We start from the raw sequence: 17,349 nt of genomic DNA on the forward strand, positions 1-17,349 counted from the left end.
CAAAATCCAAGTTCCGGGAGAGTTAACATGGGCAAGATTATCGGCATCGACCTGGGGACCACCAATTCGTGCGTCTCCGTGCTGGAAAACGGCAAGGCCAAAGTTATTGAAAACGCTGAAGGCGCGCGCACCACGCCGTCGATCATCGCGTACGCCAATGATGGCGAGATTCTGGTTGGCCAGTCGGCCAAGCGTCAGGCAGTGACCAATCCGCATAACACCCTGTACGCGGTGAAGCGTCTGATCGGTCGCAAGTTCGACGAAGAAGTCGTTCAGAAAGACATCAAGATGGTGCCTTACAAAATCGCCAAGGCTGACAACGGCGACGCCTGGGTTGAAGTGAACGGCCAGAAAATGGCGCCGCCACAGATCTCGGCCGAGATCCTCAAGAAAATGAAGAAAACCGCCGAAGACTACCTCGGCGAAGCGGTGACCGAGGCGGTCATCACGGTTCCTGCCTATTTCAACGACAGCCAGCGCCAGGCGACCAAAGACGCCGGCCGCATCGCGGGCCTGGACGTAAAACGTATCATCAACGAACCAACCGCGGCCGCTCTGGCCTACGGCATGGACAAGGCCAAGGGCGATCACACCGTGATCGTTTACGACCTGGGTGGCGGTACCTTCGACGTTTCCGTGATCGAAATCGCTGAAGTCGACGGCGAGCACCAGTTCGAAGTACTGGCAACCAACGGTGACACGTTCCTCGGTGGTGAGGACTTCGACATCCGCCTGATCGACTACCTCGTCGACGAGTTCAAGAAAGAAAGCGGCATGAACCTCAAGGGTGACCCGCTGGCGATGCAGCGCCTGAAAGAAGCCGCTGAAAAAGCCAAGATCGAACTGTCCTCGAGCCAGTCGACCGACGTGAACCTGCCGTACATCACCGCAGACGCCACCGGTCCTAAGCACCTGAACGTAAAAATCTCCCGCGCCAAGCTCGAGGCGCTGGTGGAAGATCTGGTTCAGCGCACCATCGAACCTTGCCGCATTGCCATGAAAGACGCCGGTATCGACGTTGGCTCGATCAACGACGTGATCCTGGTCGGCGGCCAGACCCGTATGCCGCTGGTCCAGAAGCTGGTGACCGACTTCTTCGGTAAAGAAGCCCGCAAGGACGTGAACCCGGACGAAGCCGTTGCCATGGGTGCTGCCATCCAGGGCGCCGTTCTGGCCGGTGACGTGAAGGACGTTCTGCTGCTCGACGTCAGCCCGCTGACCCTGGGTATCGAAACCATGGGTGGCGTGATGACCGCGCTGATCGAGAAAAACACCACGATTCCTACCAAGAAATCCCAAGTGTTCTCGACGGCCGACGACAACCAGGGCGCCGTGACCATTCACGTGCTGCAAGGTGAGCGCAAACAGGCTGCCCAGAACAAGTCCCTGGGCAAGTTCGACCTGGCCGAGATTCCGCCAGCACCACGTGGCGTGCCGCAAATCGAAGTGACCTTCGACATCGACGCCAACGGCATTCTGCACGTTGGGGCGAAAGACAAGGCCACCGGCAAGACCCAGTCGATCGTGATCAAGGCCAACTCCGGCCTGTCCGAGGAAGAAATTCAGCAGATGGTTCGTGATGCTGAAGTCAACGCCGAGGAAGACCGCAAGTTCGAAGAGCTGGCCAGCGCCCGTAACCAAGGCGATGCCCTGGTGCACTCGACCCGCAAGATGATCGCCGATGCTGGTGAGAAAGTGACCGCGGAAGAGAAGACTGCCATCGACGCGGCCGGGGGTGCCCTGGAAGCCGCCGTGAAAGGCGATGACAAGGCGGCCATCGAGGCGAAGATCGCAGAGCTGTCGAAGGTCTCCGCGCCTGTGGCTCAGAAGATGTATGCCGAACAGGCTCAGCCTGCCGAAGGCGCGGCTGCGCAGGGCGAATCGGCCGAGAAAGCCGACGACGTCGTCGACGCCGAGGTCGACGAAGTGAAAGACCACAAGTAAGCGCGTGTGGGTCGGCCGGTTGACTGCGGTTGTGCGGTGGCTGGTAGGATGTCGCCGCGCGGGAGCTTGCTCCCGCGTTGGCGTGTCTGGAGGCAACGAATTTTTTACAGCATGCGACAAAGCTCGGGTGCTGACGGCGTGTTCGGGAATGCTCCTGCTTTCCGGCGATGGACGCCGCGTTTTGGCCGGGTACCTGGCTGAAAGTTTACGACCAGGATCGTTGAATTGACGTGAGTTGGGTCCGGGCCTGCATTGGGGCTCAACGAGTTTGGCAAGGTTCAGGAGAGGTTTGCCGGACGTCCTATAAGAGTGCAAAGACTAATGGCGAAGCGTGATTTTTACGAAGTATTGGGTGTCGAGCGGGGAGCCAGCGAGGCGGAGCTGAAGAAGGCTTATCGTCGCCTGGCGATGAAGCACCACCCGGACCGTAATCCCGGCGATAAAGCGTCGGAAGAAATGTTCAAGGAAGCCAACGAGGCTTACGAAGTTCTGTCCGATTCCAGTAAGCGCGCGGCCTACGACCAGTATGGGCATGCCGGTGTCGACCCGAGCATGGGCGGCGGCGGTGCCGGTTTCGGTGGCCAGAACTTCTCCGATATTTTCGGTGATGTGTTCAGCGATTTCTTCGGCGGCGGTCGCGGCGGTGCCCGTGGTGGCGCCCAGCGTGGCAGTGACCTGCGCTACACGCTGGAGTTGAATCTGGAAGAAGCGGTGCGCGGTACCACCGTCAATATCCGCGTGCCGACACTGGTCAACTGCAAGCCGTGTGATGGCTCGGGTGCCAAGAAGGGCTCCTCGCCCGTTACCTGCCCGACCTGCGGCGGCATTGGCCAGGTTCGCATGCAGCAGGGCTTCTTCTCGGTCCAACAGACCTGCCCGCGTTGCCATGGCCAAGGCAAGATCATTTCCGATCCGTGCGACTCCTGCCATGGCGAAGGGCGTGTCGAAGAGTACAAGACGCTGTCGGTCAAGGTGCCGGCCGGTGTCGACACCGGTGATCGCATTCGCCTGTCTGGCGAGGGCGAGGCGGGTGCCCAGGGTGGCCCGACTGGCGACTTGTACGTGGTCATCAACGTGCGTGAGCACGCGATTTTCCAGCGCGACGGCAAGCATCTGTTCTGCGAAGTGCCGATCAGCTTCGTCGATGCGGCCTTGGGTGGCGAGCTTGAAATCCCGACCCTCGACGGTCGCGTCAAGCTGAAAATCCCCGAAGGCACGCAGACCGGCAAGCAGTTCCGGATCCGTGGCAAAGGCGTCGCGCCAGTGCGTGGCGGTGGTGCAGGCGACCTGATGTGTCGCGTGGCGGTGGAAACGCCGGTCAACCTGGGGCGTCGTCAGCGTGAACTGTTGGAAGAGTTCCGCCACTCCCTGGCCGATGACAACAGCCACTCACCGAAATCCACCGGTTGGTTCGAAGGCGTGAAGCGCTTCTTCGGCGACCTGTAAGGAGTTCGCATGCGACGTATAGCTGTGATGGGCGCTGCGGGGCGCATGGGCAAGGCGCTGGTCGAGGCGGTGCAGCAGCGCTCGCCGCTCTCCGGCCTCACGGCGGCCATCGTTCGGCCTGACAGTACGCTTGTCGGCGCCGATGCTGGCGAGCTGGCCTCGCTGGGGCGTATCGGCGTGCCGATGTCCGGCGGCCTGGAGAAGGTGCTCGACGAGTTCGACGTGCTTATCGACTTCACCCTGCCGGAGGTGATGCTGAAAAACCTGGCGATCTGCCGCAAGCATGGCAAGGCCATGGTGATCGGCACGACCGGGCTGGATGCGACGCAGAAGCAATTGTTGGCCGATGCCGGCAAGGACATCCCGATCGTATTCGCGGCGAACTTCAGTGTGGGCGTGAACCTGTCGCTCAAACTGCTGGATCTGACGGCCCGGGTCTTGGGCGACGATGCCGATATCGAAATCATCGAGGCTCATCACCGGCACAAGATCGACGCGCCGTCGGGAACAGCCTTGCGCATGGGTGAAGTGATTGCCGATGCGCTGGGGCGTGATCTGCAGAAAGTCGCCGTGTATGGGCGTGAAGGGCATACCGGTGCCCGTGAGCGCGACACCATCGGTTTCGCCACGGTGCGCGGTGGCGATGTGGTGGGCGATCACACCGTGCTGTTCGCCACTGAAGGCGAGCGCCTGGAGATTACCCACAAGGCGTCGAGCCGGATGACCTTCGCCAAGGGCGCGGTACGTGCCGCGCTGTGGCTGGATGGCCGCGAGCCTGGTTTGTACGACATGCAGGACGTTCTCGACCTGCGTTGATGCCATTAAGAGCGGGGTTCAGGTTATACTGCGCCCCGTTTTACACCGCCTCGCGACGGCCTGTCGCATTCCCCTGCCTTTAAGGCTCATTAGCGGTGGACCAAAAAACCCTTTTTCTGTAAGCTACAGCTTTAGTGTGTCCACTAAAAGCGCGCAGAATAATTCAGTGAACAAGCGGGGTGACGTGTCCATACGTCACTCCGCTTTTTTACAACCTGCGATCGCCCTTTCAGGCTTTATTTACGGGAGGTCTTCTTGACTAAGCCAGCCATACTCGCCCTTGCTGATGGCAGCATTTTTCGCGGCGAAGCCATTGGAGCCGACGGTCAGACCGTTGGTGAGGTGGTGTTTAACACCGCAATGACCGGCTATCAGGAAATTCTTACCGATCCTTCCTACGCCCAGCAAATCGTTACCCTGACTTACCCGCACATCGGCAACACCGGCACCACGCCGGAAGACGCCGAGTCCGATCGTGTCTGGTCCGCCGGCCTGGTCATCCGTGACTTGCCGCTGGTAGCGAGCAACTGGCGTAACACGATGTCCCTGTCCGACTACCTGAAAGCCAACAACGTCGTGGCGATCGCCGGTATCGACACCCGCCGCCTGACCCGCATTCTTCGGGAAAAAGGCGCGCAGAACGGCTGCATCATGGCCGGCGACAACATTTCCGAAGAAGCCGCCATCGCCGCTGCCCAGGGTTTCCCTGGCCTCAAGGGCATGGACCTGGCGAAAGTCGTCAGCACCCAGAAACAATACGAATGGCGCTCCACGGTCTGGGACCTGAAGACCGACAGTCACGCGACGATCGAGGCTTCCGAGCTGCCGTACCACGTGGTGGCGTACGACTACGGCGTCAAGCTGAACATCCTGCGCATGCTGGTCGAGCGTGGCTGCCGCGTCACCGTGGTGCCGGCGCAAACCCCGGCCGCCGACGTCCTGGCCCTCAAGCCCGACGGCGTGTTCCTGTCCAACGGCCCGGGTGATCCGGAGCCTTGCGACTACGCGATCCAGGCGATCAAGGACGTGCTGGAAACCGAGATCCCGGTATTCGGTATCTGCCTCGGTCACCAGTTGCTGGCCCTCGCTTCGGGCGCCAAGACCCTGAAAATGGGCCACGGCCACCACGGTGCGAACCACCCGGTCCAGGACCTGGACACCGGCGTGGTGATGATCACCAGCCAGAACCACGGTTTCGCGGTGGATGAAGCGACTCTGCCGGCCAACGTTCGCGCGATCCACAAATCGCTGTTCGACGGCACGCTCCAAGGTATCGAGCGTACCGACAAGAGCGCGTTCAGCTTCCAGGGCCACCCTGAAGCGAGCCCGGGCCCGAACGATGTGGCGCCGCTGTTCGATCGCTTCATCAACGAGATGGCCAAGCGACGCTGACCGCGCGAAGCCCGAGGGCGGCCCCGAACGCGGTGGCCCCCTCGGGCGCTTCAAAGATTGTTCGACGGCCTAGCCGACTGACCTGCGGATTTGAGTGACAAACCCATGCCAAAACGTACAGACATAAAAAGCATCCTGATTCTCGGCGCTGGCCCGATCGTGATCGGCCAGGCTTGCGAATTCGACTACTCCGGCGCCCAGGCCTGCAAAGCCCTGCGCGAAGAGGGCTACCGCGTCATCCTGGTGAACTCCAACCCGGCCCCCATCATGACCGACCCGGCCATGGCCGACGCCACCTACATCGAGCCGATCAAGTGGCAGACCGTCGCTAAGATCATCGAGAAGGAGCGCCCGGACGCGCTGCTGCCGACCATGGGCGGCCAGACCGCGCTGAACTGCGCACTGGACCTGGAGCGCGAAGGCGTCCTGGAAAAATTCGGTGTGGAAATGATCGGCGCCAACGCTGACACCATCGACAAGGCCGAAGACCGTTCGCGCTTCGACAAGGCGATGAAATCCATCGGCCTGGACTGCCCACGCTCGGGCATCGCCCACAGCATGGAAGAGGCCAACGCCGTCCTGGAACGCCTCGGCTTCCCGTGCATCATCCGTCCCTCCTTCACCATGGGCGGCACCGGTGGTGGCATCGCCTACAACCGTGAAGAATTCGAAGAAATCTGCGCCCGTGGTCTCGACTTGTCGCCGACCAAGGAACTGCTGATCGACGAATCGCTGATCGGCTGGAAAGAATACGAAATGGAAGTTGTCCGCGACAAAAAGGACAACTGCATCATCGTTTGCTCCATCGAGAACTTCGACCCGATGGGCGTGCACACCGGTGACTCGATCACTGTTGCACCGGCCCAGACCCTGACCGACAAGGAATACCAGATCCTGCGTAACGCCTCCCTGGCGGTACTGCGCGAGATCGGCGTGGAAACCGGCGGCTCCAACGTCCAGTTCGGCATCTGCCCGAACACCGGGCGCATGGTGGTCATCGAGATGAACCCACGGGTATCCCGTTCGTCCGCCCTGGCCTCCAAGGCTACCGGTTTCCCGATCGCCAAGGTCGCCGCCAAGCTGGCCGTGGGCTACACCCTGGACGAGCTGTCGAACGACATCCCCGGCGGCAAGACCCCGGCGTCCTTCGAACCGTCCATCGACTACGTCGTCACCAAGCTGCCACGCTTCGCCTTCGAGAAGTTCGCCAAGGCCGATGCCCGCCTGACCACCCAGATGAAGTCGGTCGGTGAAGTCATGGCCATCGGCCGGACCTTCCAGGAATCCCTGCAGAAAGCCCTTCGCGGCCTGGAAGTGGGTGTCTGTGGCCTCGATCCGAAGCTGGACCTGGCCGACCCGGAAAGCATGAGCGTGCTCAAGCGCGAGCTGACCGTGCCGGGTGCCGAGCGTATCTGGTACGTGGCCGATGCCTTCCGCGCCGGCATGACCGTCGAGCAGATCTTCGGCATGAACATGATCGACCCTTGGTTCCTGGTCCAGATCGAAGATCTGATCAAGGAAGAAGAGAAGGTCAAGACCCTGGGCATGTCCAGCATCAACCGCGACACGATGTTCCGCCTCAAGCGCAAAGGCTTCTCCGACATGCGCCTGGCCAAGCTGCTGGGTGTGACCGAGAAGAGCCTGCGTGCCCATCGTCACAAGCTGGAAGTGTTCCCGGTCTACAAGCGCGTCGACACCTGCGCGGCCGAGTTCGCCACCGACACCGCCTACCTGTACTCCACGTACGAAGAAGAGTGCGAAGCCGCGCCATCGACCCGGGACAAGATCATGATCCTGGGTGGCGGTCCTAACCGGATCGGCCAGGGCATCGAGTTCGACTACTGCTGCGTACACGCGGCACTGGCCCTGCGCGACGACGGTTACGAGACCATCATGGTCAACTGCAACCCGGAAACCGTGTCCACCGACTACGACACCTCCGATCGCCTGTACTTCGAGCCAGTGACCCTGGAAGACGTGCTGGAAATCGTCCGCGTCGAGAAGCCAAAAGGCGTGATCGTCCAGTACGGCGGCCAGACCCCACTGAAACTGGCTCGCGCCCTTGAAGCCGCCGGCGTGCCGATCATCGGCACCAGCCCGGATGCCATCGACCGCGCCGAAGACCGGGAGCGCTTCCAGCAGATGGTCGAGCGCCTGAACCTGCGCCAGCCGCCAAACGCCACCGTGCGCAGCGAAGACGAAGCGATTCGTGCCGCCGCCAAGATCGGTTATCCGCTGGTGGTGCGTCCGTCCTACGTACTGGGCGGTCGTGCGATGGAAATCGTTTATCAGGAAGACGAACTCAAGCGTTACCTGCGCGAAGCGGTCCAGGTGTCCAACGACAGCCCGGTGCTGCTGGACCACTTCCTCAACTGCGCCATCGAGATGGACGTGGATGCGGTCAGCGACGGCAAGGACGTGGTGATCGGCGCGATCATGCAGCACATCGAGCAGGCCGGTGTTCACTCCGGTGACTCCGCTTGCTCGCTGCCGCCGTACTCGCTGCCGGCGCACATCCAGGACGAGATGCGCGAGCAGGTCAAGAAAATGGCCCTGGAACTGGGCGTCATCGGCCTGATGAACGTGCAACTGGCCCTGCAAGGCGAAGATATCTACGTCATCGAAGTCAACCCGCGCGCTTCCCGTACCGTGCCGTTCGTTTCCAAGTGCATCGGTGTTTCCCTGGCGATGATCGCGGCGCGCGTCATGGCTGGCAAAACCCTGAAAGAGCTGAACTTCACCAAGGAAATCATCCCGAACTTCTACAGTGTGAAAGAGGCGGTGTTCCCGTTCGCCAAGTTCCCTGGCGTGGACCCGATCCTCGGCCCAGAGATGAAGTCCACCGGTGAAGTGATGGGCGTGGGCGATACCTTCGGTGAAGCCTTTGCCAAGGCCCAGATGGGCGCCAGCGAAGTGTTGCCAACTGGCGGCACGGCGTTCATCAGTGTGCGTGATGACGACAAGCCACTGGTTGCAGGCGTAGCCCGTGATCTGATCAACTTGGGCTTCGAAGTGGTCGCCACTGCCGGTACTGCCAAGCTGATCGAAGCGGCGGGCCTGAAAGTGCGCCGCGTGAACAAGGTGACCGAGGGTCGTCCGCACGTGGTCGACATGATCAAGAATGACGAAGTCACGCTGATCATCAACACCACCGAAGGTCGTCAGTCGATCGCCGATTCCTATTCCATTCGTCGCAATGCGCTGCAGCACAAGATCTACTGCACCACGACCATTGCTGCGGGCGAAGCGATCTGCGAAGCGCTCAAGTTCGGTCCCGAGAAGACCGTGCGTCGCTTGCAGGATCTACATGCAGGATTGAAGGCATGAGCATAACCAAGTACCCGATGACTGTTCAGGGCGCGAAGGCCCTGGAGGAAGAACACGCTTTCCTGACCAAGGTCGAGCGCCCGCGCTTGAGCCAGGCTATCGGTGAAGCGCGTGAGCTGGGCGACCTGAAGGAAAACGCCGAATACCACGCTGCCCGAGAGGAGCAGGGGATGGTCGAGGCGCGTGTCCGTGACATCGAAGGCCGCATGCAGAATGCGGTGATCATCGATGTCACGACGATTCCGCACACCGGCAAGGTCATTTTTGGCACTACGGTGGAGATTGCCAACGTCGAGACCGATGAAAGCGTGACCTACCAGATCGTTGGCGAGGACGAGGCAGACATCAAGCTCGGCAAGATTTCCGTCGGTTCACCCATTGCTCGCGCCTTGATTGCCAAGGAAGAGGGTGATGTGGTGGCGGTGAAGACGCCGGGTGGTGTCATCGAGTATGAGATTGTCGAAGTCCGTCACATCTGAACGAAGGCGCCCGCTGCGAGCCGGCGCCATGATCTGGCAGCTCACCCAGATGTTATGGGTGGGCGGCATCTGGTTGTTGCACATTGGTTTGCTGCCGGTGCTGGGTCGAGTCGGCCTGGCACCGCTGCTCATCGATGAAATCGCCGGCATGCTGACGGCGCTGCTGGTGGCGTTTTCCGCGGCGTGCGTGATGTTTCAGGCTTTGGTGCTGGTTCAGGCCGAGGGCCTTGCCAGTCTATGGCGCGACATTCGTGGGCAGTTGCTGCTCATGTCGATGTATGCGTGCGGGATGTTCTTTGCGGTGCATCTCGGCTGGCCGGATGCGAGCCAGTGGCAGGTATTCAGTTATCTGGTGCTGGGCTTTTCCGGTTTGGTGCTGGTGTTGCAGCCGGTTCCCGGGTGGAGCGGCAGGGTGTGCGAGGCACACCCTTGACCCTTGGCATCACTTGAAGCGGTGAACGTTCGACAACTGCTTGTTGACGCTGAAATTCTTGCGATAAATCAGCGCCATCTTGCCGATGACCTGCACCAGGTCTGCCTTGCCGGTCTTGCACAGTTCGGCAACGGCAGCCAGGCGGGCTTCGCGATCGAGGATGTTGAGCTTGATCTTGATCAGCTCGTGATCGCCCAAGGCGCGTTCCAGTTCGGCGAGTACACCTTCAGTCAAACCGTTGTCAGCCACAGTCAAAACCGGTTTCAGATGGTGGCCAATGGATTTGTATTGTTTCTTCTGCTCTTGAGTGAGCGGCATAATCTGACCCCTGCGTCTGATCTTGTAAAAAGCGGCGGCCAGTTTACCCGAGCAAGTCCGGGACCGCCCACTTAATCACGACCCGTTTTATTTTTGAGGTGGCCCGTGGCCCGTTCCAAGACAAGTCTTAAATGGCTGCAAGAGCATTTCAACGACCCATTCGTGAAAATGGCGCAAAAGGACGGGTATCGTTCCCGTGCCAGCTACAAGCTGCTGGAGATTCAGGAAAGAGACCGTTTGATCCGTCCAGGCATGAGCGTGATCGACTTGGGCGCCGCCCCGGGTGGCTGGTCCCAAGTGACCAGTCGTCTGATTGGTGGGCAAGGCACGCTGATCGCTTCCGATATCCTGGAAATGGACAGCATCCCGGATGTGACCTTCATTCAGGGCGACTTTACCGAGGACGCCGTACTGGCACAGATCCTTGAAGCGGTTGGAAAAAACGAGGTGGACCTTGTGATTTCCGATATGGCCCCCAATATGAGTGGATTGGCATCTGTTGATATGCCGCGATCGATGTTCCTGTGCGAGTTGGCACTGGATCTTGCGACTCGGGTGTTGAAGCCAGGTGGTGATTTTTTGATCAAGGTCTTCCAGGGTGAAGGCTTCGACGAATACCACAAGAGCGTGCGCAAGCAGTTCGAGAAGGTCACGACGCGCAAGCCGAAATCATCGCGTGATCGTTCCCGTGAGCAGTACCTGCTGGGCCGTGGTTTCCGTGGTCGCAGTGAGGAATAAGAGGTTTTTCGACCGGGGCGATAGGTTTTTCGTATTTCGTCCCGTGAGCATTAGCGAATAATGTGTAGAAAGTGTTTCACAAAGGGTTACAGACGGCGCCTGCCAGAGTCGTAGGTAATGTAGTAAGTTAGGCCGGTGAATATCATGCGAAGCGCGCGCCAGTAGCGGAGCTTGCTTCAGAGGGTAGTTAATTGAACGATATGGCAAAGAATCTGATCCTGTGGTTGATCATCGCCGCTGTCCTGGTGACCGTGATGAACAACTTCTCCAGTCCTAACGAGCCGCAGACCCTCAACTATTCCGACTTCATCCAGCAGGTCAAGGATGGCAAGGTCGAGCGTGTAGCCGTTGATGGCTATGTGATTACCGGCAAGCGCACCGATGGCGACAGCTTCAAGACCATTCGTCCGGCAATCCAGGACAATGGCCTGATCGGCGATCTGGTGGACAACCATGTCGTGGTCGAAGGCAAGCAGCCTGAGCAGCAGAGCATCTGGACCCAGCTCCTGGTCGCCAGCTTCCCGATCCTGGTGATCATCGCCGTGTTCATGTTCTTCATGCGCCAGATGCAGGGCGGTGGTGGAGGCAAGGGCGGGCCGATGAGCTTTGGCAAGAGCAAGGCCCGGCTGCTTTCCGAAGACCAGGTGAAAACCACCTTGGCCGACGTCGCAGGTTGCGACGAAGCCAAGGAAGAAGTCGGCGAGTTGGTTGAATTCCTGCGCGATCCGGGCAAGTTCCAGCGCCTGGGCGGTCGTATTCCTCGAGGCGTGCTGATGGTAGGCCCGCCCGGTACCGGTAAGACCTTGCTGGCCAAGGCGATTGCCGGTGAAGCCAAGGTGCCGTTCTTCACGATTTCCGGTTCCGACTTCGTTGAAATGTTCGTCGGCGTGGGCGCCAGTCGTGTCCGCGACATGTTCGAACAGGCCAAGAAGCACGCCCCCTGCATCATCTTCATCGACGAAATCGACGCCGTCGGTCGCCATCGTGGCGCCGGCATGGGTGGCGGTCACGACGAGCGTGAACAGACCCTCAACCAGTTGCTGGTGGAGATGGACGGTTTTGAAATGAACGCCGGCATCATTGTGATTGCCGCCACCAACCGTCCTGACGTACTTGACCCTGCGCTGCTGCGTCCAGGTCGTTTCGACCGCCAGGTCGTGGTGGGGCTGCCAGACATTCGTGGTCGCGAGCAGATCCTCAAGGTCCATATGCGCAAGGTGCCAATGGGTGACGACGTCGCTCCGGCCGTCATCGCGCGTGGTACGCCGGGCTTTTCCGGTGCCGACCTGGCGAACCTGGTCAACGAAGCGTCGCTCTTTGCTGCTCGCACTGGCAAGCGCGTCGTGGAAATGAAGGAATTCGAGCTGGCCAAGGACAAGATCATGATGGGCGCAGAGCGCAAATCCATGGTCATGTCGGAGAAAGAAAAGCAGAACACTGCGTATCACGAGGCGGGTCACGCGATCGTCGGTCGTGTCGTGCCCGAGCATGATCCTGTCTACAAAGTCTCGATCATCCCGCGCGGTCGTGCCCTGGGCGTGACCATGTTCCTGCCGGAAGAGGATCGCTACAGCCTGTCCAAGCGCGCATTGATCAGCCAGATCTGTTCGTTGTACGGCGGCCGTATCGCTGAAGAGATGACGCTGGGCTTCGACGGTGTGACCACGGGGGCGTCCAACGACATCATGCGCGCCAGCCAGATCGCCCGGAACATGGTCACCAAGTGGGGCCTGTCCGAGAAGTTGGGGCCGCTGATGTACGCCGAGGAAGAGGGCGAGGTATTCCTCGGTCGTGGTGGCGGTGGCCAGCATGCAAGCTTCTCCGGCGAGACGGCCAAGCTGATCGACTCCGAAGTGCGCAGCATCATCGACCAATGTTATGGCACTGCCCGGCAGATTCTCACGGACAATCGTGACAAGCTCGATGCCATGGCCGATGCCCTGATGAAGTATGAAACCATCGATGCCGAGCAGATCGACGACATCATGGCGGGTCGCGAGCCTCGTGAACCGCGGGACTGGTCGGGCGGCGGTACCGGTGCTTCCGGCACGCCACCGGCGGTACAGGGTGAGCGTCCGGAAACACCGATTGGCGGCCCGGCCGCTGATGTCTAAGGCTTGAAATGACTTCTGTTCAGTCCTCGACCCGGTTGCCTTGCGGCAACCGGGTTATTGATTTAGCCCATGCACATGTCATGGGTATTCTCAATGTCACCCCTGATTCCTTTTCCGATGGCGGTCGATTCAGCCAGCTCGATGCTGCACTGCGGCATGCCGAGGCCATGGTGGCCGCCGGCGCAACGCTGATCGATGTGGGCGGTGAATCGACCCGGCCGGGTGCGCGGGCGGTCTCGCCTACCGAGGAATTGGAGCGGGTGGCGCCGATTGTCGAGCGCATCCATCGCGAGCTTGATGTCATTATCTCGGTCGATACATCCACGCCTGCGGTCATGCGCGAAACTGCACGGCTGGGGGCGGGCCTGATCAATGATGTTCGATCCTTGCAGCGCGATGGTGCCCTGGATGCTGCGGCGGACACGGGGTTGCCGGTGTGCCTGATGCATATGCTCGGCGAACCGGGGACCATGCAGAACGACCCGCACTATGATGACGTCACCCGGGAAGTGGGTGAGTTCCTCGTGGCGCGTCTGGACCAGTGTGCTGCCGTGGGCATCCCTGCCGAGCGGATCATTCTTGATCCCGGGTTCGGCTTTGCCAAGACACTGGCGCACAACCTGAGCCTGTTCAAACATATGGAAGCCTTGCATGCCCTGGGTCGGCCCCTGTTGGTCGGGGTCTCGCGAAAGAGCATGATAGGCAACGCCCTGGGTCGCCCTGTGGGCGAACGCCTGTATGGCGGTCTCGCCCTGGCGGCGTTGGCCCTTGGTAAAGGTGCACGCATATTGCGCGTGCACGATGTGGCCGAAACGATGGATGTCGTGCGGATGATCGCAGCTGTGGATTCAGCCGAATAAGAATGACGGAGCACTTATGAGCAAGAAATATTTTGGCACCGACGGTATTCGTGGTCGGGTCGGCGAATACCCCATTACCCCTGATTTCATGCTCAAGCTCGGCTGGGCGGCCGGCATGGCGTTCCGCAAGATGGGCGCCTGCAAGGTGCTGGTCGGTAAGGACACGCGTATTTCCGGCTACATGTTCGAGTCGGCCCTCGAGGCCGGCCTGACGTCGGCGGGCGCCGATGTGATGCTGCTCGGCCCGATGCCGACGCCAGCCATCGCCTACCTGACCCGTACGTTCCAGGGCCAGGCAGGCATCGTGATCAGTGCCTCGCACAACCCCCATGATGACAACGGCATCAAGTTCTTCTCCGGTCAGGGTACCAAGCTGCCGGATGATATTGAGCTGATGATCGAAGAGCTGCTGGACACCCCGATGACGGTGGTCGAGTCGAGCAAGATCGGCAAGGTGTCGCGGATCAACGATGCGTCGGGTCGCTACATCGAGTTCTGCAAAGGCAGCGTGCCGACCGGAACCAGCTTTTCCGGCCTCAAGATCGTCGTCGATTGTGCCCATGGCGCCACCTATAAAGTCGCGCCGAGTGTCTTTCGCGAGTTGGGCGCCGAAGTGGTGGTGCTGTCCGCCCAGCCCAATGGCCTGAACATCAACCACAACTGTGGTTCCACCCATACCGAGGCGTTGCAGGCTGCGGTGCTGGCCGAGCAGGCTGATCTGGGCATCGCCTTCGATGGTGACGGTGATCGGGTCCTGATGGTCGATCACACGGGTACGGTTGTCGATGGTGACGAACTGCTCTTCATCATTGCTCGCGACCTGCATGGGCGCGGCAAGCTGCAAGGCGGTGTGGTCGGCACGTTGATGAGTAACCTTGGGCTGGAACTGGCCCTGGCGGACCTGGATATCCCCTTCGTGCGCGCCAATGTGGGCGACCGCTACGTGATCTCGGAGTTGCTGGAGCGCAACTGGGTGATCGGGGGCGAGAACTCCGGTCACATCGTGTGCTTCGACCACACCACCACCGGTGATGCGATTATCGCGGCCCTGCAGGTGCTGATGGCACTCAAGGCGCGCAACGAGGGGCTCGCACAATCGCGCCAGGCGTTGCGCAAATGCCCGCAAGTGTTGATCAATGTGCGTTTCGGTGGCGGTGTAAACCCTCTCGAACATGCGAAGGTCAAGCAGGCCAGTGAGCGTGTAACGCAAGCGATGGCGGGGCGTGGACGCGTGTTGTTGCGTAAGTCCGGCACAGAGCCGTTGGTGCGTGTCATGGTCGAAGGCGAGGATGAAGCGCAAGTTCGCGGTTATGCCGAAGAGCTGGCAAAACTGGTTACTGAAGTTTCTGCCTGAATTCGGCTTGCCAGTCATGAATCCGTTGGGTAACATCTGCGCCCACTTTGACCGACGAGGTACAGCATGCGTCGCCCTATGGTAGCTGGTAACTGGAAGATGCACGGTACCCGCGCCAGCGTCGCTGAGCTGATCAATGGCCTTCGTCATCTGGCCTTGCCAAGCGGTGTTGATGTCGCGGTTTTCCCGCCTTGCTTGTATATCAATCAAGTGATTGATGGCTTGAAGGGCAAGTCGATTTCGGTCGGCGCGCAGAACTCTGCGATGGAAGCCATGCAAGGTGCGTTGACCGGTGAGATTGCACCGAGTCAATTGGTGGATGCAGGTTGTTCCCTGGTCCTGGTCGGGCACTCCGAGCGTCGCCAGATCATGGGCGAGCAGGACAAGACCTTGATCCGCAAATTTGCTGCGGCCCAGGCCTGTGGTCTGACTCCGGTGTTGTGCATAGGGGAAACCCGCGAGCAGCGTGAGGCCGGCAAGACCCTTGAGGTTGTCGAGCGTCAGCTGGGCAGCATCATCGAGGAGCTGGGTGTCGGTGCTTTTGCAAAGGCAATCATTGCTTACGAGCCAGTCTGGGCCATCGGCACTGGGCTGACTGCTTCGCCGCAACAGGCGCAGGATGTGCACGCAGCCATTCGCGCACAGTTGGCGGCAGAGAATTCTGAAGTGGCACGAGGTGTGCGGCTTCTATACGGCGGCAGCGTGAAGGCGGCCAATGCGGTCGAACTGTTCGGCATGCCGGATATCGATGGGGGGCTCATTGGTGGAGCGTCCCTGAATGCAGATGAGTTCGGTGCGATCTGTCGCGCCGCGGGAAACTGAAAAAATGCTGGAAACAGTCGTAGTCGTTTTTCATCTGCTGGGTGCACTGGGCGTAGTTGCTCTCGTATTGCTGCAGCAGGGTAAAGGTGCGGATGCTGGTGCGTCTTTCGGTGCAGGTGCTTCAAATACTGTGTTCGGAAGCCAAGGTTCCTCTACCTTTCTCAGTAAGTTTACTGCTATACTTGCCGCCGGTTTCTTCATAACCAGCTTAGGGTTAGGTTACTTTGCTAAAGAGAAAGCTCACGAGCTGACTCAAGTAGGTTTGCCAAACCCAGCGGTATTGGAAGCGCCAAAGCAACAACCGGCTTCTGATGATGTCCCGGTGCTTCAAGAGCAAAAGTCGGCCAACCCGGCGACTGACGTGCCTCCAGCTCAAGAGCAGAAGTAAGAAGGTTTCAAACGCTGTATTGCCGAGGTGGTGGAATTGGTAGACACGCAACCTTGAGGTGGTTGTGCCCATAGGGTGTAGGGGTTCGAGTCCCCTTCTCGGTACCAATTATCAGGAGAGCCCGCGATTGCGGGCTTTCTTGTAGGTGGAAGGGTTACATTGACCCTGTAAGGGATCGGTCGTATACTTCCGCCCCAGCTTTGTCGCGGGATGGAGCAGTCTGGTAGCTCGTCGGGCTCATAACCCGAAGGTCGTCGGTTCAAATCCGGCTCCCGCAACCAGTTTCAGGGGCCCCTTCCAAGGGGCTTTTTGTTAGCTGGACACTTTATAACGCCGCTGTTCGACGGCGTTTCAGGGATGGGCGATTCGCCCATTTTTTTTTATTTGCACAGCATGCACAAACATGCACGAGGGGGTTCAGGTGTCGAGCAAGCTAGAACAGTTGCAGGCCTTGTTGGCCCCGGTGGTCGTGGCCCTTGGCTATGAATGCTGGGGTATTGAGTTTTCGGCTCAAGGTCGCCACTCACTGTTGCGCGTTTATATCGATAAGGAAGGCGGCGTGTTGGTGGACGATTGCGCCATCGTCAGCCGTCAGATCAGCGGTGTGCTGGATGTTGAAGATCCAATCACCTCCGAATACACCCTTGAAGTTTCCTCGCCTGGCATGGAGCGCCCCCTGTTCACACTTGAACAGTTCGCTTTGTTTGCCGGTGAACAAGTGAAGATCAAGCTGCGCTCGCCTTTCGAAGGTCGACGCAACTTCCAAGGCCTTCTGCGCGGTGTAGAAGAGCAGGACGTCGTGGTGCAGGTAGATGACCATGAGTTCCTGTTGCCGATCGATATGATCGACAAGGCCAACATTATTCCCAGTTTTGACTGATACGTGCCAGATACTGCGGATCCCGCGGATCCAATGGC

General features: G+C 59.7%; 15 protein-coding genes and 2 tRNA genes. 16 read left to right on the forward strand and 1 reads right to left on the reverse strand.

Annotated features, from left to right (window positions below):
• The first annotated feature begins 27 nt into the window (after nucleotides 1-27).
• From dnaK to HGO40_RS17440, 7 genes are all read left to right on the forward strand, one after another.
• Nucleotides 28-1,944, forward strand: coding sequence for a molecular chaperone DnaK (gene dnaK / locus HGO40_RS17410; protein WP_250964019.1), 1,917 nt, complete (start codon nucleotides 28-30; stop codon nucleotides 1,942-1,944).
• Nucleotides 1,945-2,265: 321 nt separating this feature from the next.
• Nucleotides 2,266-3,390: a molecular chaperone DnaJ gene (gene dnaJ, locus HGO40_RS17415; RefSeq protein ID WP_250964020.1), complete on the forward strand. Its 1,125-nt coding sequence runs from the start codon at nucleotides 2,266-2,268 to the stop codon at nucleotides 3,388-3,390.
• Between the two features lie 9 nt (nucleotides 3,391-3,399).
• A complete protein-coding gene (gene dapB / locus HGO40_RS17420) occupies nucleotides 3,400-4,206 on the forward strand; it encodes a 4-hydroxy-tetrahydrodipicolinate reductase (protein WP_186705981.1) in 807 nt (268 codons plus the stop codon).
• A 255-nt stretch (nucleotides 4,207-4,461) separates the two neighbouring features.
• Entirely contained in the window at nucleotides 4,462-5,598 is a 1,137-nt protein-coding gene (carA, locus tag HGO40_RS17425) for a glutamine-hydrolyzing carbamoyl-phosphate synthase small subunit (RefSeq protein ID WP_053118343.1), read from the forward strand.
• A gap of 105 nt (nucleotides 5,599-5,703) precedes the next feature.
• Nucleotides 5,704-8,925 carry a carbamoyl-phosphate synthase large subunit gene (gene carB, locus HGO40_RS17430; protein WP_250964021.1) on the forward strand — a complete coding sequence of 1,074 codons (3,222 nt, stop codon included), beginning with the start codon at nucleotides 5,704-5,706 and terminating at the stop codon, nucleotides 8,923-8,925.
• Nucleotides 8,926-8,927: 2 nt separating this feature from the next.
• Nucleotides 8,928-9,404, forward strand: coding sequence for a transcription elongation factor GreA (greA, locus tag HGO40_RS17435; protein WP_030139783.1), 477 nt, complete (start codon nucleotides 8,928-8,930; stop codon nucleotides 9,402-9,404).
• A gap of 28 nt (nucleotides 9,405-9,432) precedes the next feature.
• A complete protein-coding gene (locus HGO40_RS17440) occupies nucleotides 9,433-9,837 on the forward strand; it encodes an MFS transporter (RefSeq protein ID WP_186706016.1) in 405 nt (134 codons plus the stop codon).
• A gap of 9 nt (nucleotides 9,838-9,846) precedes the next feature.
• On the opposite strand, the gene HGO40_RS17445 is transcribed toward HGO40_RS17440, so the two are convergent.
• Nucleotides 9,847-10,155, reverse strand: coding sequence for a YhbY family RNA-binding protein (locus tag HGO40_RS17445; protein WP_003177852.1), 309 nt, complete (start codon nucleotides 10,153-10,155; stop codon nucleotides 9,847-9,849).
• A gap of 105 nt (nucleotides 10,156-10,260) precedes the next feature.
• Here HGO40_RS17445 and rlmE point away from each other — a divergent pair, with 105 nt between their 5' ends.
• From rlmE to rimP, 9 genes are all read left to right on the forward strand, one after another.
• Nucleotides 10,261-10,893 (forward strand): 23S rRNA (uridine(2552)-2'-O)-methyltransferase RlmE, encoded by a 633-nt coding sequence (rlmE, locus tag HGO40_RS17450; protein WP_003177853.1) that lies wholly within the window; start codon nucleotides 10,261-10,263, stop codon nucleotides 10,891-10,893.
• Between the two features lie 200 nt (nucleotides 10,894-11,093).
• On the forward strand, nucleotides 11,094-13,007 hold the full coding sequence (ftsH, locus tag HGO40_RS17455) for an ATP-dependent zinc metalloprotease FtsH (protein WP_250964022.1): 1,914 nt from the start codon (nucleotides 11,094-11,096) through the stop codon (nucleotides 13,005-13,007).
• 8 nt (nucleotides 13,008-13,015) lie between these two features.
• Nucleotides 13,016-13,867 (forward strand): dihydropteroate synthase, encoded by an 852-nt coding sequence (folP, locus tag HGO40_RS17460; protein WP_250964023.1) that lies wholly within the window; start codon nucleotides 13,016-13,018, stop codon nucleotides 13,865-13,867.
• 16 nt (nucleotides 13,868-13,883) lie between these two features.
• Complete coding sequence (gene glmM / locus HGO40_RS17465; RefSeq protein WP_186705984.1) at nucleotides 13,884-15,221, forward strand: phosphoglucosamine mutase; 1,338 nt, start codon at nucleotides 13,884-13,886, stop codon at nucleotides 15,219-15,221.
• Nucleotides 15,222-15,287: 66 nt separating this feature from the next.
• Entirely contained in the window at nucleotides 15,288-16,043 is a 756-nt protein-coding gene (tpiA, locus tag HGO40_RS17470; protein WP_186705985.1) for a triose-phosphate isomerase, read from the forward strand.
• Between the two features lie 4 nt (nucleotides 16,044-16,047).
• Nucleotides 16,048-16,431 carry a preprotein translocase subunit SecG gene (gene secG / locus HGO40_RS17475; RefSeq protein ID WP_025211789.1) on the forward strand — a complete coding sequence of 128 codons (384 nt, stop codon included), beginning with the start codon at nucleotides 16,048-16,050 and terminating at the stop codon, nucleotides 16,429-16,431.
• Nucleotides 16,432-16,452: 21 nt separating this feature from the next.
• A tRNA-Leu gene (locus HGO40_RS17480) sits at nucleotides 16,453-16,538 on the forward strand.
• 97 nt (nucleotides 16,539-16,635) lie between these two features.
• Nucleotides 16,636-16,712: transfer RNA gene (locus HGO40_RS17485), tRNA-Met, on the forward strand.
• Between the two features lie 140 nt (nucleotides 16,713-16,852).
• Complete coding sequence (gene rimP / locus HGO40_RS17490) at nucleotides 16,853-17,311, forward strand: ribosome maturation factor RimP (RefSeq protein WP_053118762.1); 459 nt, start codon at nucleotides 16,853-16,855, stop codon at nucleotides 17,309-17,311.
• The last annotated feature ends 38 nt before the right edge of the window (nucleotides 17,312-17,349 follow it).

The organism is Pseudomonas sp. CG7 (assembly GCF_023701885.1).
GTDB classification, from domain to species: Bacteria; Pseudomonadota; Gammaproteobacteria; order Pseudomonadales; family Pseudomonadaceae; genus Aquipseudomonas; species Aquipseudomonas zanjanensis.